Genomic DNA, 20,844 nt, shown 5'->3' on the forward strand with positions numbered 1-20,844 from the left:
TGCCCTGGTTATCAAGACGACGACGCAGCTCACCGGGTTGTGACATCGACCCGATCGGTCAGACGAGTTCGATGTCGAGGCGGTCGTAGAGCGGGACCATGACATTGCGTCGATAGCGGCGCTTGGTGACTTTCCACGGTCGGCCGGGTGCGATCAGCGCCTCCAACACACCGGTGAGTTCGAAATTCGTGAGCTGCGCACCCATACAGAAATGCTTTCCGCCGCCGAACCACAGTTGGCGCGCATCGGCGACGTAGCCGAGGTCGAGGTCGAAACCGCCTGCCTCGTTGTTGATGGTCCAGGTCATGATCTTGACGCGATCGCCCGCCTCGAGATGCTGCCCGCCGATGGTCACGTCCTCGACGACGCCCCGACCCACGATCGGCATCGAACTGGTCACCCGCAGGCTCTCGCGAACCACATCGGGGATCAGGCTCGGGTCCGCCAACAGTGCATGCTGACTACCGGTGTCGTGAAGCAACGCCACCATCCGGGCCAACGTGCTTGCCAGCGTTGCTGTTCCGGCCACCACCAACAGTGTCGTGACGCCGATCGTCTGGTCCAGGCTCAGCCCCACCTCACGGCATCGGCCGATGGTCGTCGCCGGATCCGCCGAATCGAACGCCGCGGGCACTCCGACGGAAATTCTGTTCGAGAGGGCGTGCCCCTTGCGCGCCATGCGTTTGCTCACCGTGGTGGTCTTCCAACTGCCCTTGCCCAGATTGGCCAATTGTTCGACGGTGTCGAACAATTCCAGATACGGCGTGTCGGGGTCCGTGGCTCCGCGCGACGGGCCCATGCCGACCAGGTCGACCATGATCCGACCCGTGTAGGCGCGAGCGAAATCGCCGATGTCCACCGTCTTGCCCGCGCTGAGGTCGGCGGTCAACCGGTGCAGCATCGGGCCGACCGCACGGTCGACTAGGGCGCGAGAGCGCTCAGGGGTGAACAGATCGTGCGTCTGCGCCCTGAACTCGACGTGCGCCTTTCCCTCGAACAGGTTGTATACCCAGTCGCCGAGCATCTGGGCCCACCAATGGCCGGAGGCGCCGTCGTCGACGATGCTGAAATGCGTTGTGTCGTTGTGAATCTGACGGGCCAACAGAGGGTCGGCCACCAGCCAGCCGAGCAGGGGCACCTTTCGAATCGGCTTGACCAACGACCCAGCGCTCAACAGCACGGGTAGCCCAGGCTGCGCGAAACCGTGCAGCGCGTACTCGTGCCGAGCCGCGGAGTTCACGCGCTGACTCCGGTGGGAGACGGCTGGCGATGATACGAGCAGCAGGCGTTGCCGAGGCGCTCCGATGTGTCGTTCGCGGTTCCCGTTTTCAGAGATCGGAACTGGTCGAGCACCATGTGCGTCGACATGACGGCGAGTGACACCCACTCCGAGGCGGTGCCCTCCCACGTGCCGGTCCGATCCACCGCTGTGCGCCAGATCTTTTCGGTCAGCGCCGGATCGAAGATTCCGTATCGCTCCACCGAGGCCCGTGACAGGTGATCGTGTGCGATGTCGCTGCCTGGCCCACTGAGATACCACGCGCCGACCGGAGTCATGAACGGCTTCTTCCGGCGCCGCGTGATCGGCTTCGGCAGTATGTCCGCAGTAGCGCGCTTCAACACGTACTTCTCCGTGCCCCTATGGAGCAGCATTCCGGGTGCCAGCTCGGCGCAGACATCGATCACGTCGCGGTCGAGGTACGGCACCCGCACCTCGATGCCGTGCGCCATGCCGAGCCGATCCGAAATCGGAAGCACCCAGCTGGGCAGTCGTGTGAAGAATTCGAAATGCAGTTGCCTCCGCAGCTTGTCGTGCGGCGGCGGCGCGGGAAGTTGCGACGGTGCCGGCAGGCCCTCTCGCAGAATCGGTTTCGCCGCATCGCCCAACGCGCTCCACAGGTAGATCCAGGGCGGCACCTCGCCGTACTGCTGCCCGTACTGCCCCAGCCTGCTTGCGACACTGACGATATGGCTGTCGAGGCCCGAGGGAGCTCCCAGTATCTTGGTTGCACTCTGCCACACCGCCGGCTGCAGGCGACCGAGTCTCAGTGTCTCCAGCTGCGAACTCAGCTTCATCAGTCGGTAGAAGTCGTAGCCGGCGAGAAGTTCGTCCGAACCGTCACCGGACATCGCCACTTTCAGACCGAGGTCGCGGGCAACCCGGGTGAGATCGAGGAACGGCGTGGCGACTGCGCCGTACCAGAACGGCGACTCGAAGTGCCACAGGCTCAACGGAAGTAGTTCACACGCCCTGGCGCCGGTCATCTCCGCTTCGACGTTCGATACGCCGAGCGACCGAGCGACCAGCCGGGACATATCCGTCTCGTCGAGGTCCTCACCGGTCAGCTTGACGCTGGCCGTCGTCAGCGGCGCATTGCACCGCGCAGCGGCAACCGCGGCGATCGCCGAACTGTCCAGGCCGCCGCTGAGCGCGACGCCGGCCTGCACCTCGTCGGGAAGCCGTTTGCGAACCGCTTCGGTGAACGTGTGGTCGAACAGTTCGATTGCTGCCCGACCGGAGAGCAACGGCTTGTCCGGATCGGGACGAAGAAACGGTGTGAAATAACGACGTTGGTTCAGCCCGTCTCTGTCGAAGGTGACGATCGTCCCCGGTTGCAGCTCGGTGACACCGCTCCAGAACGTGCCCGGTGCGATCGGGTGGCCGTAGAAGAAGCAATCGCTGAGGCCCTGCGGGTCCATCGCAACGTCGCAGAGTCCGGAGGCGAAGATCGCCTTGATCTCCGATGCGAACACCACTCGTGCGCCGTCTCGGTGATAGAACAGCGGCTTCACACCGACGCGGTCACGGGTCAGGACAAGTCGCTCGGACTGCGTGTCCCACAGCGCGATCGCGAAGTCTCCGTCGAGCTTCTCGACGAAGTCGGTGCCGTATTCCTCGTAGAGGTGGGGAATGACCTCCACGTCGGAGTGGCTAAGAAAGGTGTGGCCGCGCTGGGCAAGTGCGCGGCGCAGCTGTTTGTGGTTGTAGATCTCGCCGTTGAAAACGACGTGGACGGTGTCGTCTTCGTTGGCAGTCGGTTGTGTTCCGTGTGCGACGTCCACGATTGCCAGCCGTTGCGACCCGAAGGCGACGTGACGGTCGTGCCACGTTCCCGCACCGTCGGGGCCACGATGGCGCTGGGCCGAGCTCATTACGCTGACCCGCGTCGGATCGACGGCAGACCGGAAGTCGACTATCCCCGTGATCCCGCACATGTCATGCCTCTCCGTTCGGGCGGTAGCAGACGCATGCGGCAACCGGTCCGCCCGCGGCGACGAAGAGCAGCGGCCGTCGGTCCACCGCCTTCTGCTCGATTGCGTTGGCGTAGGCAAAGATCGGTGCCGCGGTATGCGGATCGCCCACCGAACGAGGCACCGTGATCATCGATGCCGACGCTACCCCGAGGCCGTCGGCGAGCAGTTCGGCGAAATCGGGCGTCGGTGCCGGCACCAACAGGCGTGCCGAGGCCAGGTCGACACCCTCGGCGTCGAGGCAGGAGCGGATCGCGTCGATCGCGAATGTCACGGTGGTGGCAGGGGATTCGACGGTGATGGTGGATCGCCCGTGTATGCCCACCTCGCCGAGAACTACCTTGCCGTACGGCTCGAGTTGCCTTGTGTCCGATGCCGAATGGACCCGCCCGAATCCGCCTGCGGTATCGGCGCGACCGAGCAACAATGCCGCTCCGGTGCTGGCGTAGGGAAAGTCGTCGGCGGCCGTCAGGGATGGATGGGTATCGCCCGCAGTCAGCAGAACGTACTCGACATCGGCTGCCGCGAAGAAGGATTCGGCAACGGAGATCGCGTCCAGCAGGCCGCACGCCCCGTTCATCAGGTCGAACGAGAACGAGGGCACCCGCCCGGGACTGTATTCGAGGCCGATGCCGATGCGCTTCTGCAACAGTGCCGACACGGCGGGCTCGACGATATTGGAATCGCGATAGATCCCGACGTTGATCAGCGCGCCGATTCGGTCGGGGGACACGCCGGCGGCGTCGAGGCAGGCTGTTGCAGCGCGGGTGGCGTGCTCGAAATAGCTTCCGGTATAGCTGTCGGTGTCAGTCGCATATGAAACGATCGCGGTGGGCACGTCACGCCCCCAATCGCGACACGGTTGCCGCAAGGAATCCGTACACCATCCCGGATGCGGACGGAATCATCAGGATCTTGGATCCTTTCGGGATCTTTTGGTTCTTCAGGTGCTCGTGCAGAACGAGGAAATGGGACGTCGATGCGGTATTGCCGTAATCCTCGAGGACGTTCAGGGCCTCGGGCATGGTGGTACCGAAGTGCGCCGCGGTCAAGTGTGTGATGTATTCGATTGCGGGAGCACTGAATTGGTGGTGGATCCAGAAGTCGTAGTTCTCGGAATCCCAGGTTCGATGGGTCTCGTCCAGAAACGCCTTCATCCGAACGATTCCCTGCATGTACCGCGACTCGTTCTGCATCGCCCGGTTGTCGGTGTACATCGCCATTCCGTTGGATCGGTCGCTGGGCATTCCGATGCAGTGCTCGGCCGCGGCCGATGCGGTCATGACTTGGACGTAGTGGATCGCGTCCCGTTCGTCTCCACGGCCGTCGAGAATGACCGCCACTGCGGCGTCGCCCACGGTCAGTGCGGCGAATTGCGGATCGTAGGGTTCGCGGATCTCCCGAACCGCGGTTTCGGCGATGGGCGTGATCTGCTCGCCGCTCACCACAATGCCGTTTTTGACCACACCCGCTCGAATCAGCCTGTCCAGAACCATGATTCCAGTCACCATTCCGGCGCACGCATTCGAAATGTCGAAGTTCTTGGCAGCGAACGCGCCGATCGAGTTGCGCAGCATCAAGGAGAAGGACGGCTCGAAGGCGAACAAGCCGGGCGCAGTGGTACGCGTGATCGACACCGAGATCACGATGTCGAGCTCGGCGGCCGTGTAGTCGGAGCGCTCCAGACAGTCCGCAATTGCGTTGGTGGCAAGGGCGAACGACGACTCGTAGTCGGCTGGATCGGCGTTGTACACCCGGCGGCTCTGGATTCCGGTGATTGCGGCGAGGTCGAGGTTTCGAGGAATTTCGAGCCTGTCTATCAGTTCCTCGGTCGACACTTCTTCGGCCGGGGTATAGGAGCCGATCGCTTCGAATCGTGTTCGGTACATACCTGCCTCTATTGCCCGTATCGGCCCCCGAGTGGAGCCACGCTAGCACATGAATTCACGGCGACGGGGTTGCGCGCGAGGCGGTGGCTGCCGAGTGGTCCAACCGTTTTCCGGTGGCCGATCCGTCGCCGGGGAACCACCAATTCCAGTGTCCCAGAAGGCGTAACAGCGATGGAACGAGCAAAAGTCTGATGACCACGGCATCGATTGCGATGGCGACGGCGAGCGCAAATCCCAGTTGTTTCAATTCCAGAACGTCGGCGGTGAGAAAGCTCCCGAACACCACGACCATGATCACCGCCGCCGCAGTGATGGGCCCGGCCGTCTGCTGGATGCCGGTTGCGACGCTGTCGCGATTGGTCCGGTCGGACTGTGAATCGGCGGCATCCCAATTTTCCTTGATGCGTCGAATCAGGAAGACCTCGTAGTCCATCGAGAGTCCGAACAAGATGGCGAACACGGTTATCGGGAGAAATACCTGGAGGAATCCTGGACTCTGGAATCCGAACACCGACTCGCCGTAGCCCCACTGGAAGACGGCGACGGTGATTCCGAGCGCAGCTCCGGTCGCGAACAGGTTCATGACGATCGCCTTCAACGGAAGGACGACGCTGCGGAAGACGAGAGTGAGGAAGATCAGCGACGACGCGAGTACCAGCCCGATCACCCAGGGCAGACGTGCCGTGATCACATCGGACATCTCGACGAGGGCCGCCGTGGTTCCGCCGACGGACACCTTCACACCGTTGTCGGACACTGCGTGCGCACGCTCGCGGAGTTCGCGAACCAGATCAGTTGCGGCGGTCGAATCGACCGGCACCGCGGGCACGACGGAGACCATGACTCGTCCGCCGCTCTCCCGCGTCAGCGTCGTCGCGATCCGGGCATCGCCTGCCAGTTGCTGGACGTATCGATGCGCGGCAGCCGATTCGGTCGCGTCGAGTGGCGTGTCGTTCGGCCCGGTGGCGATCACATCGATAGGTGACAGCAGGCCCGGAGCGAAATCGGCGGCGATCGATGCCGCGGCCCTGCCCGACGGCGTCCCATGCAGCGCCGGGAGACCGATGTCGAATCCGTAGCGCATGTCGACCCCGGGCGCCGCGGCAAGTAGCAGCAGCGTGAGCGCGCCGAGAGCGAAGACCACCGGCCTTCTCATGACCAGGTGCGCCCACCTGCCCCACCGATTTGCCGGGTCCGCGGGCCGGTCGTGCACGCGGCGAGGCAGCCTGCCGCGATTGACCGCCGGGCCCAATTCCGCCAGCACCGCCGGAAGCAGTGTCGTCGCGACGAGCATTGCCGCGACGACCGACGTGCTGACCCCGATGGTGATGGCACGAAAAACCGGAGCGGGAACGACGACCAGCGCGCACAACGAGATCACCACGATCACACCCGATGCCAGGACCATCTTTCCCGCGGTATCGAGCGAGACACCGACAGCCGCAGTGATTTTCGTTCTGTCCGTGCGATCCGCGACATGCTCCGAGCGCAGCTGCTCGCGAAAGCGGGCCACCACGAACATCGCGTAGTCGATGCCGACACCGGTACCGACCATCGTCGCCGTCGACAGCGCCAATGGGTCCAGCGGCCGGAAGACGGTGATCACCAGCAGGGCGCCGATGCACAGCAGGAGGCCTGCGACGGCCGTGAGAATGGGAATTCCTGCGGCGACGAGCGCACCCAGGCCCACCGCCAACAATGCGAACGCAACCGGAATGCCGATGGTTTCGGCGCGCTGCGCGTCGGCGCGCTCGACGGTGATCATGTCGCTCTGGATCGCCGAGTAACCGGTGAGGGCAACGTCCACATCCCGCGTCGCCGCGGTGCGAAGATCGGACTGCAATTGCTTCGCCACGGCAATCCGTTGCGCCATCGTGCCGTCGATTCCGACGACGGAAAACGCGGTGTGCCGGTCGGCGGAGATCGTCGTGACAGGACCGCTGCTCACCGGTCCTGTCAGTACCCGCACGTCCGCAATGGAACGCGCTGTCGTCAGGCTCCGATCGACAGCGCCGCGGTAGTCGGGAGCATCCACGGTGAGCGTGGGCGAGTGATAGACGATGACGCTCTGTTCCGCGCCGAGCTCGGGGAAATGCTCGCCGAGCAGCCGGTCGACACGAACCGACTCGGCGTGGTCGACCGTCAAGTCCGGTGCTTGCAATCGTGCATCGAGAATCGGATACGACAGGCCGCACGCGAGCGTCAGCAGTATCCACACGGCGATGACCACACGCCGATGCTGCGCCATGCGAACGCCCCAGCGCCCGACAAGCCCCAACTCCGCCATCGGCAGCCCCTCGTTGTGCAGCCCTGGGTGTGATTACCGGGTCTGACAGTAAGTCATCCGTGATACGAGTTCGGGCACGCCGTAGCCTCGCACTGTGAACAGAGGCGGTGCCCGTGCGCTGGGACTGGCGATCGGCTATTGCGCCGACCGAGTCTTTCGCGATCCTACGCGCCTGCACCCGGTTGCCGGATTCGGCACTGCTGCAAGCCGACTCGAACACCTCACCTACCGAGACAGCCGCGCCGCGGGTGCCGCGCACGTCGCAATCCTGGTCGGGGGAACCGTCGTGTTCGGCGTAGTGCTCGGTCGTGGGGGAGCGCCTGCGACGGCGCTGGCAACATGGGCGGTGCTAGGCGGAAGTTCCTTGGCCGCAACAGGAAACACCATGGCCGACCATCTGGAAGCGAACGACCTGCTGGCGGCGCGCACCCTGTTGCCGTCGCTGTGCGGTCGCGATCCCGATCTCCTCGACAGCGCCGGGCTGGCTCGCGCCGCACTGGAATCGGTCGCCGAGAACACATCTGACGCCACGGTGGCACCACTGTTCTGGGGCGCCGTCGCGGGTGTGCCCGGCCTGGTGGGTTACCGCGCGATCAACACGCTGGACGCGATGATCGGCTATCGCAACGACCGCTACTCACGTTTCGGTTGGGCCGCTGCGCGCACCGACGACATCGCCAACCTGATTCCTGCACGACTCGCCGGTGCACTGACCGTTGCCCTGGCGCCGACCGTCGGTGGCTCGCCCCGACAAGCGTTGCGGGCGTGGCGCCGTGATGCCGCGGCTCACCCGAGTCCCAACGCAGGCGTTGCCGAAGCATCGATGGCCGGCGCCCTGCGGGTGACGCTCGGCGGGCGCACGGCCTACCGTCACGGCGTCGAACAGCGACCCGAACTCGGCGACGGTCCGGCCCCAGGGGGAGCGGATCTGCGTCGGGCGGTTCGACTCTCCACCACGGTCCAGCTCGCGTCAGCGGCGCTTGCCGTAGCGGTCGGCGAGCTTGTCCTCCTGCGAGACCGGCGCAGGCGGCGCTGACTCCAGCGTCGGTGCCGGCGTCGCGGCGGGCTCTCGCTCCTTGCGTCGCTCGCGGAGTTCGGCACGGACGAAGTACCCCAACCCGAGCGGTGCCATGATGCCGAACGCCAGCCACTGCAGCCCGTACGACAGGTACGGCCCGGCATCGAGTTGCGGCAATGCGATCGCGTTGAAGCCGCCTGGCTGGTCGTCGGCGAGTTGCAGATAGCCGCTGACCAAGTCGATTCCGAGCACCGAACCGACGGTCGGCGAGTCGATGAAGTAGACCTGGCGATAGCCGTCCTCGGTGATCGGATCCTTGCCCGGCACCACGCCTTCGGACATTCGGATCACCGCGGACAGCTTGACCGGGCCTGTGGGAGCGGCGTCGATCGTGGGCGGGCGAGTGCCTTCGACAGGTCGCACATAACCGCGATCGACGAGTATCGACCGACCGTCCTTCATCCGCACCGGTGTCAGCACGTCGTAGGACGGCGCATCGTTGTTCGACCGCAGCCGCAGGAGCACGTCACTGTTCGGGATGTAGCTGCCCTCGACCGTGACGCGCCGCCACTCGTCGTCCTTCTTGGGCCCGGCACCCTGGATCAGACTCTCGACAGGGACCGGATCGGAATTCAACGAATCGGCGATCAGGTTGTTGCGGTGCGAAGTGGAGATGTTCTTCCCCAGCTGCCACGGCGCGAGCACCGAAAAGCACAGGTAGGCGAACGCGGCGACCAGCAACGCCAGGATCAGCCAACCCGGTCGGAGCAGGAACTTCAGTCGTCGCACGTATCCACGGTAGCGGCCAACCGCTCGCGCACCCATTCCAGTAGTCCCGGGACGGCCGCCTCGATCTGGGCGAGCACCGTGTCGAATCCGTCGGCTGATCCGTAGTAAGGGTCCGGAACATCCGCTTCGTCGGCATTCGGATCGAAGCTGCGCAGCAGCCGGAGCCGATCCGCCGGTACCCCGAGCCGAGCCAGGTCCCGCCGGTGACCGGAGTCCAACGCCACCACAAGATCGGCGTCCAGGTGATCTCGATCGACCACTGCGGCGGCATGCCCGATGCGGTAGCCGTGCTCGAGCAGCACCACCGTGGTTCGCGGATCGGCATCGTCACCCACGTGCCAGGAACCGGTGCCCGCGCTGCTCACCCGCACCCGATTCGCCAGGCCTGCGCGCTCCAGGTGGCCTTGGAACACCTTCTCGGCCATCGGCGACCGACAGATGTTTCCGGTGCAGACGAAGGTGACATGCAACTCAGACTCGGACATCGAGCACCCGCGCCAGGTCGGGGACGGTATCGGCGATCAAGCTCGCGCCGTCGGACTCGCCGTCGACGCCGTAACCCCAGCCCGCATAGACCGTCGGAATTCCCCAGTGGGCCGCACCGGCGACATCGTGCTCGCGATCACCGACGAGCACGACGCCCTCGGTACCGCCCACGATCGGCTCAATCTGCATGTTCCGCAGCGTGTGCGCAATCACATCCGCTTTGGTCCGGCGTTCCAGATCTTTGCTGGCACCGCCGATGAACTCGAAGTACTTGGCGAGCCCGAAGTGTTCGAGGATTCGCACCGCGTACCCCTGGAACTTGGAGGTGGCGATGCCCAACCGAGTCCCGTCCGCGGAGAGCGCGGCGACGATCGGTTCCATGCCGTCGAACACGCTGTTGTCAGCCCAGCCGCCGCCCTCGTCGTAGCTGTCGAAGTACGCGGCAATCGCTTGCGCGGTACGGACCTCGTCGATGCCCATCGCGCGAAACGTGTCGACCATCGGCGGACCGACCACGGTTGCCAACAACTCGGCGCTCGGTTCGGGTTCGCCGATGGTCGACAATGCGTGACGGAATCCGGCAAGGATTCCCGGCGCCGAGTCGGTCAGAGTGCCGTCCAGGTCGAACAACATCACCGGTGCGGGCAGGGTCGGATCGGATCTCACGCTGACATTGTCGCCGTAAGCTGACCGACTGTGGATCAGCGGGTGGAGCACCTACGGCACGGGGACATGGAGTGCCTGCGGCACCACGGCGATGTGGACGCCGCCCCGGGACTGCTCGATTTCGCGGTCAACGTCGCGAGAATCGCTCCGCCCGAGTGGCTGCAGCGCCGACTTGCCGGGCGCCTCGCGACCCTCGGCAGATACCCGAGTGCCGCGGAAGACCTCGCGGTTCGCGAGCGGGTGGGTGCGCGGCACGGCCGATCCGCCGACGAGGTGCTGCTCCTTGCCGGCGGTGCCGAGGGATTCGCGTTACTGCCGCGGCTCGAGCCTGCGTTGGCCGCGCTGATCCAGCCGTCGTTCACCGAACCCGAGGTTGCGCTGCGCGAGGCGGGTGTACCGATCGAGCAGGTGCTGCTCCCGCCGCCCTACGCGCTGGATCCGAACCTGGTGCCCGATGCCGCCGACTTGGTGATCGTCGGCAATCCGACCAACCCGACGTCGGTCTTGCACCACGCCGATTCGATACTGGCGATGCGCCGACCCGGCCGGATCGTGGTTGTGGACGAAGCATTCGCGGATGCCTGCCCGGGGGAGACCGAGTCGGTCGCCGGGCGGTCGCTGCCAGATGTGCTGGTGCTGCGAAGCCTGACCAAGACGTGGTCGTTGGCGGGGCTCCGCTGTGGGTACGTGCTGGGCCCACAGGATCTGCTGCGTCGGTTGCAGGTCGGTCGGGCCCATTGGCCGATCGGGTCGTTGCAGTTGGAGGCCATCGCGGCGTGCTGCACACCGGAAGCGGCAGCACTGGCGGCAGATCGAGCGCAGCAGCTCGCCTCCGATCGGGCGGCGATGATCGATCTGCTCCGCGACGCGGGATTCGACGTCGCCCTCCCTGCCGCTGCGCCGTTCCTGCTGCTGCGCGTCGACAACGGCGAGATCGTGCGAAAAGAACTGCGCGAGAAGGGGATCGCGGTTCGGCGTTGCGACACCTTTCGCGGCCTCGGCCCCGATCATCTGCGAGTTGCGGTTCGTGGCACAGTCGAGGCCACCCAATTGGTGGCGGCAATGATCGAGGTGGCGGGGACGTGACGGTGGTGTTGAAGGACCTGATCGCTGTACTTGATCGGGCGTATCCGTCGGCACTTTCCGAGAGCTGGGATTCCGTCGGGCTCGTGTGTGGCGACCCGGCCGATCCCGTGGAACGGGTGCTGCTTGCCGTGGACGCGACCGAGGCTGTTGTCGACGAGGCGATCGCTTGGGGCGCACAGGCTTTGGTGGTACACCATCCTCTGTTGCTGCGCGGCGTCGACACCGTCGGCGCCCACACCCCCAAAGGGGCATTGGTCCATCGGCTGATCAAAGCCGGCTGCGCTCTGTTCACCGCACATACCAACGCCGATTCCGCCGATCCTGGCGTCTCCGATGCGCTCGCCGAGGCGCTCGGCGTCAGTGTCACCGGACCTATCGACGCCGTCGACGAGCGGCCGTTGGACAAATGGGTGGTGATGGTCCCGACCGCCGATGCGGAGCAGGTGAAGTCGGCCCTGTTCGCAGCGGGCGCGGGTCGAGTCGGCGACTACTCCGAATGCAGTTGGCAATCGGCGGGCACAGGCCAGTTCCGGCCGGCGACGGGAGCGAATCCGACGATCGGGACGGTCGGCGAGCTCGAGTCAGTCGAGGAAACCCGTGTCGAGGTAGTCGCGCATCGCAGCATCAGGGTCGCGGTGCTCGGCGCCCTCCGGGCCGCCCATCCCTACGAGGAGCCCGCCTTCGACATCCTCGAACTCGCCGGCGTGCCGTCGGCGTCGGGTCTGGGCCGAGTCGGCACCCTGCCGGCGCCGGAGACGTTGCGCGAGTTCACCGCTCGGGTGCACGCAGCTCTGCCTGCCACAGCGTGGGGAGTTCGCGCTGCGGGGGATCCCGACGCGATGGTGCAGCGCGTCGCGGTGTGCGGGGGAGCAGGCGATTCGTTCCTCGACGCGGTCGGCCGACTCGGCGTGGATGTCTACGTCACCGCCGATCTTCGGCATCACCCGGTCGACGAACATCTGCGTGCGGGCGGGCCTGCGCTCGTGGACGTTGCGCATTGGGCAAGCGAATTTCCCTGGTGCGCGCAGGCAGCCGGTGTGCTGAACGAGGCACTCGATGTGCAGACCAGGGTGTCCGAAGTCCGCACCGATCCGTGGACCGTCGGCACCAGCTGATCGCGGGGTACGGTGGTGCATTCAGTACGTGGAGCATTCGTAAACTACACAGCAGTCCCAGCTCGGACCACCTCAGGAGCCGTCACGCGTGAATGTAGAACCGCAGATTCAGGCAAGGCTGCTCGAACTCGCCGCAGCCGATACCGAGCTGTCGCAGATCGCACACCGTCGAAAGACCCTGCCGGAGCAGCAGGAGATGGACCGGCTGCAGGTGGAGCGCGCCGAGCGCAAGGACGCCGCTGTGACCGTCCAGATCGCGATGGACGATCTGGATCGCGATATTCGCAAGCTCGAAGGTGAAGTGGACGCCGTGCGCAAGCGCGAGGAGCGGGATCGCACGATGCTGCAGAGCGGCTCGGTGGGTGCGAAGCAGCTCTCCGAATTGCAGCACGAGTTGGGCACTCTGGAACGACGTCAGGCCAACCTCGAGGACGAACTCCTCGAAGTGATGGAACGGCGCGAAGCATCCGAGGCAGACCAGCAGCATGCCGGTGCCCAGCTCAGCCACATCGACGATCAGCTCATCGATGTGCAGCGCAGGCGCGACGACGCGGTCGCCGATCTCGATACTGCTGAAAACCGCTGCACCGCTGATCGTTCCGCGCTCGCGGGTGAGTTCCCGGTCGAGCTGATGGCCATCTACGACCGGCAGGTCGGCCTGCACGGAAGTGGTGCCGCGTTGCTGCGGGCGCGGCGGTGCGGTGCGTGTCGGATCGAGCTCGATCGCGGCGAGATCTCCCGCATCGCAGGCACTGCGCCGGAAGTCGTCGTTCGCTGCCCCGAGTGCGGTGCGATCTTGGTGCGTACCAAGGAATCGGGGCTGTGACCGGTTCGCACGGTGTGGAGCGTGTGATCGTCGAGGCCGACGGTGGCTCGCGCGGCAATCCCGGTGCTGCTGGGTACGGTGCTGTCGTATTGGCCGCCGACGATCGCGTCGTTCTTGCGGAACGCAAGGACAGCATCGGTACGGCCACCAACAACGTCGCTGAATATCGCGGTCTCATCGCAGGATTGACCGCCGCAGCCGAGTTGGGCGCACGCGAAGTGGACGTGCGAATGGATTCCAAACTCGTCGTCGAACAGATGTCGGGACGCTGGAAGATCAAGCATCCGGACATGATTCCGCTCGCCGACGAAGCTCGCCTGCTGGTGCGGCAATTCGCCCGCGTCGGTTTCACCTGGATTCCGCGGGCACAGAACTCGCACGCCGACCGGCTGGCGAACGAGGCGATGGATGCGGCAGCCGAAGGTGACGCGAAGGTTGCATCACCGGGCTGGACCGGTGCGGTCGGTGCACCCACGCGACTGTTTCTCTTGCGCCATGGCCAGACTGAGCTTTCTGTGCATCGCAAATACTCGGGTCGCGGCAATCCGGCGCTCACCGAACTCGGTCGTAACCAGGCGGCGCTCGCCGCGACGCGGCTCGGCGCGGAGACGGACATCGCGGCCGTGGTGTCGTCACCGCTCAGCCGTGCACTCGACACAGCTCATGCTTCGGCCGAGGCGCTCGGCCTCGAGGTGCGTGTGCTGGACGGCCTGATCGAGACCGACTTCGGCGACTGGGAGGGCCTCACCTTTCCCGAAGCGGCGCAACGTGATCCGGAGCTGCATCGGCAGTGGCTCGGCGATACCTCGGTTCGACCGCCGAACGGGGAAAGCTTCGATCAGGTGCGGTCCCGGGTTGCGGCGGTACGGGCCCAGCTGCTGAAAGAGAATCCCGGCGAATCGGTGCTGGTCGTCAGCCACGTGACCCCGATCAAGACCCTGCTGCAGTTGGCGCTCGATGTCGGACCGTCGCTGTTGTACCGCCTGCACCTCGACCTCGCGTCGCTGAGCATCGCCGAGTTCTATCCCGATGGCGGGTCGTCGGTGCGGCTGGTGAACGACACGTCGTACCTGGCCTAACGCACAACTTTGAGTAAGGTCCGCAGATTGCGCGTCGTCGTGGCCGACTTGTATCGCTTGTTGCCCGTCCGCTTACCGAACGGACTCTGCAAAGTCTGGCCGCGCTCGACCTCCCAGTAGAGAACGCCGTCCCCGGCTGCGATCTGCTCGACATCGCCGTCCAGTTCGGACTTCATCTCGAGCAGGTCGTCGAGGACGGCGTCGTCCGAGGACAGCAGCACGTATGGGTGCCAGCCCTCGTGCTCGGGATCGAACGGGTAGTCGTCGATGATTCGCTGCACCGTCGCGATGTCGACCAGCACGATCCACGCCTCGTAGCCGAACGCCTGGTTCAACGCCGATTCGATGTCTTTCTTCAACTTGGCGCGGCCGGTTCTGCTCGACTCGAACGCCACGTTGCCCGACGCGAGAATCGTTCGCACGCCGTCGAATCCGAGGTCGACGAAGGTCTGCTTCAGATCCGCCATTTTGATGTTGATCCCGCCGACATTTACTCCGCGCAGGAACGCCACGTACTGCGTCATGAACAAGAGCCTCTCACGGGTGCAACGCGTCGACCAGGAACTGCGTCTGATCGGCGACGGCGGTCTCGTATGCGTCGTCGTAGTAGATGTCGAAATGGCCGACGGGGTAGCGCTTGACGACCGCGTTGGGCAGTCGGGACGCAGCCTTCACCGTTGCCTCCGCAGGTGCGACGGTGTCCTTGTCGCAGACCGCGAAGAACACTGGCATGGTGAGGTCGGAGGCCGCGCGTCCAGGTGCGTCGGTGACCACGTGCAGGCCGATCCGAGCGGCGACATCCGGCTGATACAGCGGACTTTCGCGCGCGAGACGGCCGTAGCCGGGCACCACGTCGTCGGCGGCCATCAGGGCGGCCTGGCCCGGCCGACCCGCCAGTGCCGCCTTGATCGGCGGACGCCCCAGGAACGAGCCGACCGTGTCGGCGAGCGCGAGCAGCGTCACCTTGGTCGCGCTGACCGGGCCGAGCGCGATCGCGGAGGCGATGCCGTCCGTGAACGGGCACTGCGCGACCACAGCCGCGACGGTGGGATCCTGGTGCGCGACGGTCAGGACGTGTCCGCCGCCGAACGAACTGCCCCACAATGCAATTCGATGCGGGTCGATACCGGGCAGATCGCGTGCGTACGAGATCGCGGCATGCCAGTCTTCGCGTTGCTTCTTGATGTCGAGCAGCTGTCGCGGCTCACCTTCGCTCGCGCCGAAGTGGCGGTAGTCGAAGATCATGGCTGCCATGCCTGCCGCGACGAATCGTCGGGCGTACTTGTCCAGGCCTGCTTCCCGATTCAGGCCGAGGCCGTGCCCCAGCACCACGAGCGGAACGGTTTCAGGCCCTCCGTCGGGGCGGTACAGCCAGGCGGCGCACCGCTGCGAGCCGGACAGGAATTCGACATCGGTGCGGTCCATACCCACCAAGGTAGACGAGTACACTCGTCGGGCGGACGAGTTGGCTGGACGGCCGCGGCGGCGGGAACCGGCACCTGGTGTCCAGGCCCGCCTTCGAGGAAAGTCCGGACTCCACAGAGCAGGGCGGTTGCTAACGGCAACCCGAGGTGACTCGCGGGACAGTGCCACAGAAAACAGACCGCCATCGCGCAAGCGGTGGTCAGGGTGAAACGGTGCGGTAAGAGCGCACCAGCGCCCCGGGTGACCGGGGCGGCTAGGTAAACCCCGCCCGGAGCAAGGTTGAAGGTTGCACCCGGATTCGTCCAGGTGTGGCTGCGCAGATGTTCGAGGGCTGCTCGCCCGAGTCTGCGGGTGAACCGCTCGAGGTACCCGGCAACGGTGTGCCCAGATGGATGGTCGTCACCCGACGCGATGCGGCGGGTACAGGATCCGGCTTACACGCCAACTCGTCCGCACCCACCCCTCCATTCCTCACGCACCCCGAATCGATGGGGTGAACGGCACGTTCGTTGCGTTGGATCGAGCGAATGCGCCATTCACCCCGGCGGGGAGCCAGCGGAGCGCCCATCGAACTCCGGCGGGGAGCCTGCGGAGCGCCCATCGAACTCCGGCGTTCACTCCGCTGAGTGGGACGTGTGGGGCAGATGTTGCCCAGGTCACTCGGAGACAGTAGGACCCGAATGTGCGGATGCGTGACCGGCGTCATACCCTTGGCGCGTTGCCGCTCGCATCACCCCTGCCACTCGCTCGGGCTGGTGCGTGCAAATCTCGCAGTACCGATTCTTAGGGGAAGTTGTCATGCGTTTTGTTCGTTCACTTGCTGTCGGAGCCGTCGCCATCGGGGCTACCGCCGGACTGGGTGTGCTCGGTGCCGGTTCCGCATCGGCACTCGGCGTGACACCTCTTCCTGGTGGTGTGCAGGTCGACATGAATCACGACGAAACCGTGTGGGCGCATCAGAACAAGGTGGGCGCTGTGGTTGCCGGGCTGCCCAGTGCCGCCGCCAAGTCGTTCGGCACCACCCTCGACGCCGCGACCGAGCTGTCGCAGACCTACCCCAAGGGCCGCGTCAGCTTCAGCGCCTTCGGCCCGATCACCGATCCCAGCGGCGTCATCGTCGCGTTCGAGGAGTAGCGCCGGGTGGTCGTACGGCGAATAGCAGCAGGCGTACTCGATTTCGGCGTCATCCGAACCGAATTCCAGCTCTCCGAGGAGTATCCAGCCGAGGCCGTCGCGGAAGCGACGGCTGCGGTGGACGCTCATGCCGGTGAGCGAGAGGACCGCACCGATCTGCCGTTCGTCACGATCGACCCACCGTCGTCGATGGATCTCGACCAGGCCGTGCACATCGAGCGCACGGCCGCAGGCGGATTCATCGTGCACTATGCGATCGCCGATGTAGGGGCGGTGGTGGTTCCCGGCAGCGTGCTCGACAAAGAGACCCGCCGTCGCGGACAGACGTTCTATCTTCCGGACGGATCACTGCCCCTGCATCCGCGCGAATTGTCCGAGGGCTCGGCAAGTTTGCTGCCCGATCAGACCCGTCCCGTCGCGCTGTGGACGATCGAACTCGACGCCACCGCTGCGGTGACGCAGTTCTCGGTGCGGCGTGCGCTCGTGAAGTCGATCGCACGACTGGACTATGCAGGTGTGCAAGCCGACGCGGACGCCGGAACGCTGCACCCCTCGATCGCCGACCTGCCCGCATTCGGTGCGCTCCGGGCCGCAGCAGCGCTGCAGCGTGGCTCGATCGAACTGAAACTGCCCGAGCAAGAGGTAGTGCCCGCCGACGAGCAGAAGTCCACGTGGCGTTTGGAATTGCAGCCACGCACCGCCGCCGACGACTGGAACGCCGAAGTATCGCTGTTGACCGGTATGTGTGCCGCACAGCTGATGATCGAGGCCCGCATCGGTTTGCTGCGCACCCTGCCGCCGCCGGATCCCGAGGCCGAGGTGGCGATGCGTAAGACCGCAGGCGCGCTCGGGCTCGATTGGCCCACAACGACTTCGGTCGGCGTATTCCTTGCGGAGCTGCCGGCCAACGCGCCCGACACGCTGGTGATGATGACGGCTGCCACCACCCTGCTACGTGGCGCCGACTACGCGGCGTTCGACGGGACTTTGCCGGATTTGCTGGAGCACAGCGGGATCGGCGCGCCGTACGCCCATGTGACGGCACCGTTGCGACGGCTTTCCGATCGGTTCGCCACCGAGGTGTGCCTCGCCGTCAGCGCCAAGACCGACGTGCCCGCATGGGCGCGCGACGCGCTGCCGGAGTTGTCCGAAATCATGCGTGGTTCCGATTCGCTGGCCAACAAGGTGGAGCGGGCCTGCATCGATCTCACCGAGGCATTCGTCCTTGCACCCCGTGTCGGACAGAAGTTTTCGGCCGTCGTGGTCAAGTCTGCCGACGGCAAACGGGACTCCGAGATCTTCGTCAACGATCCACCCGTGCTTGCGAAGTGCACGGGTGCGCCGCCCGAGGGGCAGGTGGTGTCGGTGCAGCTGACGACGGCCGATATCACCAAGCGAGCAGTCGCGTTCGCCTATTCGAAGTAGCGCCCTACTCACCCAGCTTTTTACTCACCCAGCGCAGTACATGCAACGGTCAAGGCTTCGAGTGCGGGGTGATATCCCGAAATCGCCGCTCGGGCACTGTGTTCCTCGGCCATGTAGAGGAGCCCGTAGGTGAATGCATCTTCACCACGAGACTTGGCGGCGGCGGCCTCCCGAAGAATCAATTGCTGGGATTCGACGGCATCTCGGTGATCGCCCAACACGCTCTGCACTGCCTTCGCGTCCTTCGCGACACGGTCGGCGGAATCGCCGAGCACGTTTCCTGCGGCCTCTGCCGCGTAGCGAAGGCGCTTGGCAGCCTTGCGAACCTCGTGCAGCGCCACGGTCTTGTCGTCGGGGGCCGCGCTGAACTCGGTGCGCACATGGACCCGCAGTCGGTGATACTCCTTCGTCAATGCGTTCGTGAAGATCGACGACGCAGGCTTCGACGCACCCTTGCCCGTCGGCGGCCGATCGAGAAGGGCGTCGAGGCGATCGCGCACCGCGGCGTACCGTGAGCTGTCCAATGCGATGAGCGACTGGGCATGGGCGACAGCGTATTTGGACTGCTGGCTGCTGACGAGCCGCTCGTAGATCGGCCCGATCACCAGGTCGCCCGGCTGTGCCAGCAACAGCGACTCGTACCGCTCCGCCATCACTTCGGCATCCCTCGCGACCCCGAGAATGCCTGCGAGCCAGGTCAACTCGGCCCTGATCTCGTCGACCTCGGCACGCTCGAAAACCGTGCGGTAGGAGCGCAGCACGCTCCGCAGGCGACGGGTCGCGACCCGCATCTGATGGATCGAGTCGTAGCGGTCGGCGCGGACGTCCGGCTCGGCGCTGATCAGTCGGTCGACATCGAGCGACAGGGTGGTGACGACAGCGGGTCCGGCGGCTTGTGCGCTCATCGGAACCTGTCCGTCGTCTCGACGAGGTGATGCGCGATGCCCGGCTCGTTCGATGCGTGCCCGGCGTCGTCGACGATGATCAACTCCGATTGCGGCCACGCGCCGTGCAGATCCCACGCGCTGCGCGCCGGACACACCACGTCGTATCGGCCTTGCACGATCACGCCCGGAATCTGCTGCATCGCAGCAATATTCGTCAACAGTTGGCCCTCGTCCAGAAATCCGCCGTTGCGAAAGTAATGGTTCTCGATGCGTGCGAAGGCCAGGGCGAAGCGGGTCTCGGATGTTTCGGCGACCCGATCCGGGCGGGGGAGCAGGGCGCTGGTCGCACCTTCCCATGCCGACCACGCCACCGCGGCAGCCGTTGCCACCGCGGGATCCGTCGAATGGAGCAGGCGATGGTATGCCTCGACCAGATCGCCGTCACGCTCGGATTCCGGAACGGGCTTCAGGTACTTCTCCCACAGGTCGGGGAAGATGTTGCCTGCGCCGCCGACGTTGTAGTACCAGTCGATTTCGCTGCGCCGCAACAGGAATATCCCCCGCAGCACCAGTTCGGTCACGCGCTGGGGATGCGCTTGCGCGTACGCCAGTGACAACGTGGAGCCCCACGAACCGCCGAACACCAACCATTTCTCGATGTTCAGATGTGCGCGTAGCTTTTCGACATCGGCGATCAGATTCTGCGTCGTGTTCGACGACAGGTCGGCGCCGTCGGCGATGTGCGGCGTCGACCGTCCGCACCCCCGCTGATCGAGAAGGATGATTCGGTAGGCGGCCGGATCGAAGAACTGGCGGTTGAACGGTGCGGTGCCGCCGCCGGGCCCGCCGTGCAGAAACACCGCAGGTTTTCCGGCGGGGTTGCCGCTGGCCTCCCAGTACATGAGTTGGCCGTCGTCCACCGGCAGGTGACCGGTCTGGTAGGGCTCGATCGGCGGATAGAGGCTGCGCATCACTTTCAGAAGCCGACGAGGCCGGATGCCAGATCCGGGATGTTCAGCGCTTCGATTGCCTGCTGCCGGGTGTCTGCGCAGTTGTCGGTGGTGATCTTGTCGATGATGGTGCGATCGCGCACGATCTGAGCGTTGATGAGACCGTTCTGTGCCGCCCAGGTCTGCACCAGGATGTTCAGTCCGGGCTTACCCAGAGTCGGACCCTGTACGCGCCAGTCGGAGAGTTGTGCCTCGATGTCGGAGCACAGCTTCTTGGCCGCCTCGTTGCCGATGTTGTCTGTGCCACCGGCGTTTCCGGTCGGTGCCTGGCTCGCCGCGGGAGCCTTCTGGCCTACCGAGGACGGCGCGCTGGTCGCGGTGCCGTTGTCCTGGCTGCCGCAGCCTGCGATGGCGACGGTTGCGAGCGCTCCTGCGATGAGGGCGATTCCACCACGGCGGACACGCGTTGCGTACTTCGGTCTGTTGTCGGTCGTCACACCCAAGAGTCTGCCATCTACTCGTCAACGGCA

The 20,844-nt window shown here is 65.3% G+C and carries 20 protein-coding genes and 1 other RNA gene; 8 read left to right on the forward strand and 13 right to left on the reverse strand.

All coding sequences use genetic code 11. The annotated features are described in order from the left end of the window. Nucleotides 1-58 precede the first annotated feature (58 nt). Genes FOY51_RS11220 through FOY51_RS11240 form a run of 5 tightly spaced genes read right to left on the reverse strand, consistent with a single transcriptional unit; the run spans nt 59 to nt 7,428 of the window. A complete protein-coding gene (locus FOY51_RS11220) occupies nt 59-1,240 on the reverse strand; it encodes a cytochrome P450 (RefSeq protein ID WP_235916251.1) in 1,182 nt (393 codons plus the stop codon). Next, nucleotides 1,237-3,216 carry an asparagine synthase (glutamine-hydrolyzing) gene (gene asnB, locus FOY51_RS11225; RefSeq protein WP_149430310.1) on the reverse strand — a complete coding sequence of 660 codons (1,980 nt, stop codon included), beginning with the start codon at nt 3,214-3,216 and terminating at the stop codon, nt 1,237-1,239. Before asnB ends, FOY51_RS11220 begins: the two co-directional genes overlap by 4 nt. Before the next feature lies 1 nt (nt 3,217). Continuing rightward, the gene (locus FOY51_RS11230) at nt 3,218-4,090 is read right to left on the reverse strand and encodes a beta-ketoacyl-[acyl-carrier-protein] synthase family protein (protein WP_149430311.1); all 873 of its coding nucleotides are present in this window, start codon (nt 4,088-4,090) and stop codon (nt 3,218-3,220) included. A 1-nt stretch (nt 4,091) separates the two neighbouring features. Beyond that, on the reverse strand, nt 4,092-5,141 hold the full coding sequence (locus FOY51_RS11235) for a 3-oxoacyl-ACP synthase III family protein (RefSeq protein ID WP_149430312.1): 1,050 nt from the start codon (nt 5,139-5,141) through the stop codon (nt 4,092-4,094). 55 nt (nt 5,142-5,196) lie between these two features. Then, the gene (locus tag FOY51_RS11240; RefSeq protein ID WP_235916252.1) at nt 5,197-7,428 is read right to left on the reverse strand and encodes an MMPL family transporter; all 2,232 of its coding nucleotides are present in this window, start codon (nt 7,426-7,428) and stop codon (nt 5,197-5,199) included. A 94-nt stretch (nt 7,429-7,522) separates the two neighbouring features. On the opposite strand from FOY51_RS11240, the gene FOY51_RS11245 reads away from it, so the two are divergent. Further along, the gene (locus FOY51_RS11245) at nt 7,523-8,464 is read left to right on the forward strand and encodes a cobalamin biosynthesis protein (RefSeq protein ID WP_149430313.1); all 942 of its coding nucleotides are present in this window, start codon (nt 7,523-7,525) and stop codon (nt 8,462-8,464) included. Here the strand turns inward: FOY51_RS11245 and FOY51_RS11250 are convergent. Genes FOY51_RS11250 through FOY51_RS11260 form a run of 3 tightly spaced genes read right to left on the reverse strand, consistent with a single transcriptional unit; the run spans nt 8,399 to nt 10,354 of the window. Next, nucleotides 8,399-9,235 (reverse strand): SURF1 family cytochrome oxidase biogenesis protein, encoded by an 837-nt coding sequence (locus tag FOY51_RS11250; RefSeq protein WP_149430314.1) that lies wholly within the window; start codon nt 9,233-9,235, stop codon nt 8,399-8,401. The genes FOY51_RS11245 and FOY51_RS11250 overlap by 66 nt on opposite strands. After that, nucleotides 9,223-9,720, reverse strand: coding sequence for a low molecular weight protein-tyrosine-phosphatase (locus FOY51_RS11255; RefSeq protein WP_149430315.1), 498 nt, complete (start codon nt 9,718-9,720; stop codon nt 9,223-9,225). The genes FOY51_RS11250 and FOY51_RS11255 overlap by 13 nt, the downstream gene beginning before the upstream one ends. After that, entirely contained in the window at nt 9,707-10,354 is a 648-nt protein-coding gene (locus FOY51_RS11260) for an HAD hydrolase-like protein (protein WP_149430444.1), read from the reverse strand. The genes FOY51_RS11255 and FOY51_RS11260 overlap by 14 nt, the downstream gene beginning before the upstream one ends. Nucleotides 10,355-10,453: 99 nt before the next feature. Between FOY51_RS11260 and cobC the strand changes: the two genes are divergently transcribed. The 4 genes from cobC to FOY51_RS11280 all read left to right on the forward strand — a co-directional run bounded on the left by cobC (nt 10,454) and on the right by FOY51_RS11280 (nt 14,493). Further along, nucleotides 10,454-11,473: an Rv2231c family histidinol phosphate aminotransferase CobC gene (cobC, locus tag FOY51_RS11265; RefSeq protein ID WP_149430445.1), complete on the forward strand. Its 1,020-nt coding sequence runs from the start codon at nt 10,454-10,456 to the stop codon at nt 11,471-11,473. Further along, nucleotides 11,470-12,588 carry a Nif3-like dinuclear metal center hexameric protein gene (locus FOY51_RS11270; RefSeq protein ID WP_149430316.1) on the forward strand — a complete coding sequence of 373 codons (1,119 nt, stop codon included), beginning with the start codon at nt 11,470-11,472 and terminating at the stop codon, nt 12,586-12,588. The genes cobC and FOY51_RS11270 overlap by 4 nt, the downstream gene beginning before the upstream one ends. 88 nt (nt 12,589-12,676) lie before the next feature. Then, the gene (locus FOY51_RS11275) at nt 12,677-13,414 is read left to right on the forward strand and encodes a zinc ribbon domain-containing protein (protein ID WP_149430317.1); all 738 of its coding nucleotides are present in this window, start codon (nt 12,677-12,679) and stop codon (nt 13,412-13,414) included. Nucleotides 13,415-13,428: 14 nt separating this feature from the next. After that, nucleotides 13,429-14,493, forward strand: coding sequence for a bifunctional RNase H/acid phosphatase (locus FOY51_RS11280; RefSeq protein ID WP_149430446.1), 1,065 nt, complete (start codon nt 13,429-13,431; stop codon nt 14,491-14,493). Here the strand turns inward: FOY51_RS11280 and FOY51_RS11285 are convergent. Next, nucleotides 14,490-15,017, reverse strand: coding sequence for a DUF1697 domain-containing protein (locus tag FOY51_RS11285; RefSeq protein WP_149430318.1), 528 nt, complete (start codon nt 15,015-15,017; stop codon nt 14,490-14,492). The two genes, FOY51_RS11280 and FOY51_RS11285, sit on opposite strands and share 4 nt — an antisense overlap. A 13-nt stretch (nt 15,018-15,030) precedes the next feature. Further along, entirely contained in the window at nt 15,031-15,918 is an 888-nt protein-coding gene (locus tag FOY51_RS11290) for an alpha/beta hydrolase (RefSeq protein WP_149430319.1), read from the reverse strand. 36 nt (nt 15,919-15,954) lie between these two features. Here FOY51_RS11290 and rnpB point away from each other — a divergent pair. The 3 genes from rnpB to FOY51_RS11305 all read left to right on the forward strand — a co-directional run bounded on the left by rnpB (nt 15,955) and on the right by FOY51_RS11305 (nt 18,477). Then, an RNA gene (gene rnpB, locus FOY51_RS11295) (RNase P RNA component class A) lies at nt 15,955-16,371 on the forward strand. A 345-nt stretch (nt 16,372-16,716) separates the two neighbouring features. Further along, nucleotides 16,717-17,052, forward strand: coding sequence for a hypothetical protein (locus FOY51_RS11300; RefSeq protein WP_149430320.1), 336 nt, complete (start codon nt 16,717-16,719; stop codon nt 17,050-17,052). A gap of 6 nt (nt 17,053-17,058) precedes the next feature. Continuing rightward, nucleotides 17,059-18,477: an RNB domain-containing ribonuclease gene (locus FOY51_RS11305; RefSeq protein WP_149430321.1), complete on the forward strand. Its 1,419-nt coding sequence runs from the start codon at nt 17,059-17,061 to the stop codon at nt 18,475-18,477. A gap of 20 nt (nt 18,478-18,497) precedes the next feature. Here FOY51_RS11305 and FOY51_RS11310 read toward each other — a convergent pair whose 3' ends face one another. The 3 genes from FOY51_RS11310 to FOY51_RS11320 are packed head-to-tail and all read right to left on the reverse strand — an operon-like array spanning nt 18,498 to nt 20,811. Beyond that, nucleotides 18,498-19,382 carry a CHAD domain-containing protein gene (locus FOY51_RS11310; RefSeq protein WP_149430322.1) on the reverse strand — a complete coding sequence of 295 codons (885 nt, stop codon included), beginning with the start codon at nt 19,380-19,382 and terminating at the stop codon, nt 18,498-18,500. Beyond that, nucleotides 19,379-20,335, reverse strand: coding sequence for a prolyl aminopeptidase (gene pip, locus FOY51_RS11315; protein WP_149430323.1), 957 nt, complete (start codon nt 20,333-20,335; stop codon nt 19,379-19,381). The genes FOY51_RS11310 and pip overlap by 4 nt, the downstream gene beginning before the upstream one ends. A gap of 5 nt (nt 20,336-20,340) precedes the next feature. Continuing rightward, complete coding sequence (locus tag FOY51_RS11320; protein ID WP_187776273.1) at nt 20,341-20,811, reverse strand: hypothetical protein; 471 nt, start codon at nt 20,809-20,811, stop codon at nt 20,341-20,343. Nucleotides 20,812-20,844: the final 33 nt, after the last annotated feature.

The organism is Antrihabitans cavernicola, assembly GCF_008297975.1.
In the GTDB taxonomy this organism is placed as follows: domain Bacteria; phylum Actinomycetota; class Actinomycetes; order Mycobacteriales; family Mycobacteriaceae; genus Antrihabitans; species Antrihabitans cavernicola.

What these genes read in the sequence shown, in the direction of transcription:
- asnB (WP_149430310.1), bottom strand. Translation starts at nt 3,216, where the DNA reads ATGTGCGGGATCACGGGGATAGTCGACTTCCGGTCTGCCGTCGATCCG.
- FOY51_RS11235 (WP_149430312.1), bottom strand. Translation starts at nt 5,141, where the DNA reads ATGTACCGAACACGATTCGAAGCGATCGGCTCCTATACCCCGGCCGAA.
- FOY51_RS11240 (WP_235916252.1), bottom strand. Translation starts at nt 7,428, where the DNA reads ATGGCGGAGTTGGGGCTTGTCGGGCGCTGGGGCGTTCGCATGGCGCAG.
- FOY51_RS11255 (WP_149430315.1), bottom strand. Translation starts at nt 9,720, where the DNA reads ATGTCCGAGTCTGAGTTGCATGTCACCTTCGTCTGCACCGGAAACATC.
- FOY51_RS11260 (WP_149430444.1), bottom strand. Translation starts at nt 10,354, where the DNA reads ATGTTGTTCGACCTGGACGGCACTCTGACCGACTCGGCGCCGGGAATC.
- cobC (WP_149430445.1), top strand. Translation starts at nt 10,454, where the DNA reads ATGGAGTGCCTGCGGCACCACGGCGATGTGGACGCCGCCCCGGGACTG.
- FOY51_RS11285 (WP_149430318.1), bottom strand. Translation starts at nt 15,017, where the DNA reads ATGACGCAGTACGTGGCGTTCCTGCGCGGAGTAAATGTCGGCGGGATC.
- FOY51_RS11290 (WP_149430319.1), bottom strand. Translation starts at nt 15,918, where the DNA reads ATGGACCGCACCGATGTCGAATTCCTGTCCGGCTCGCAGCGGTGCGCC.
- FOY51_RS11300 (WP_149430320.1), top strand. Translation starts at nt 16,717, where the DNA reads ATGCGTTTTGTTCGTTCACTTGCTGTCGGAGCCGTCGCCATCGGGGCT.
- FOY51_RS11310 (WP_149430322.1), bottom strand. Translation starts at nt 19,382, where the DNA reads ATGAGCGCACAAGCCGCCGGACCCGCTGTCGTCACCACCCTGTCGCTC.
- pip (WP_149430323.1), bottom strand. Translation starts at nt 20,335, where the DNA reads ATGCGCAGCCTCTATCCGCCGATCGAGCCCTACCAGACCGGTCACCTG.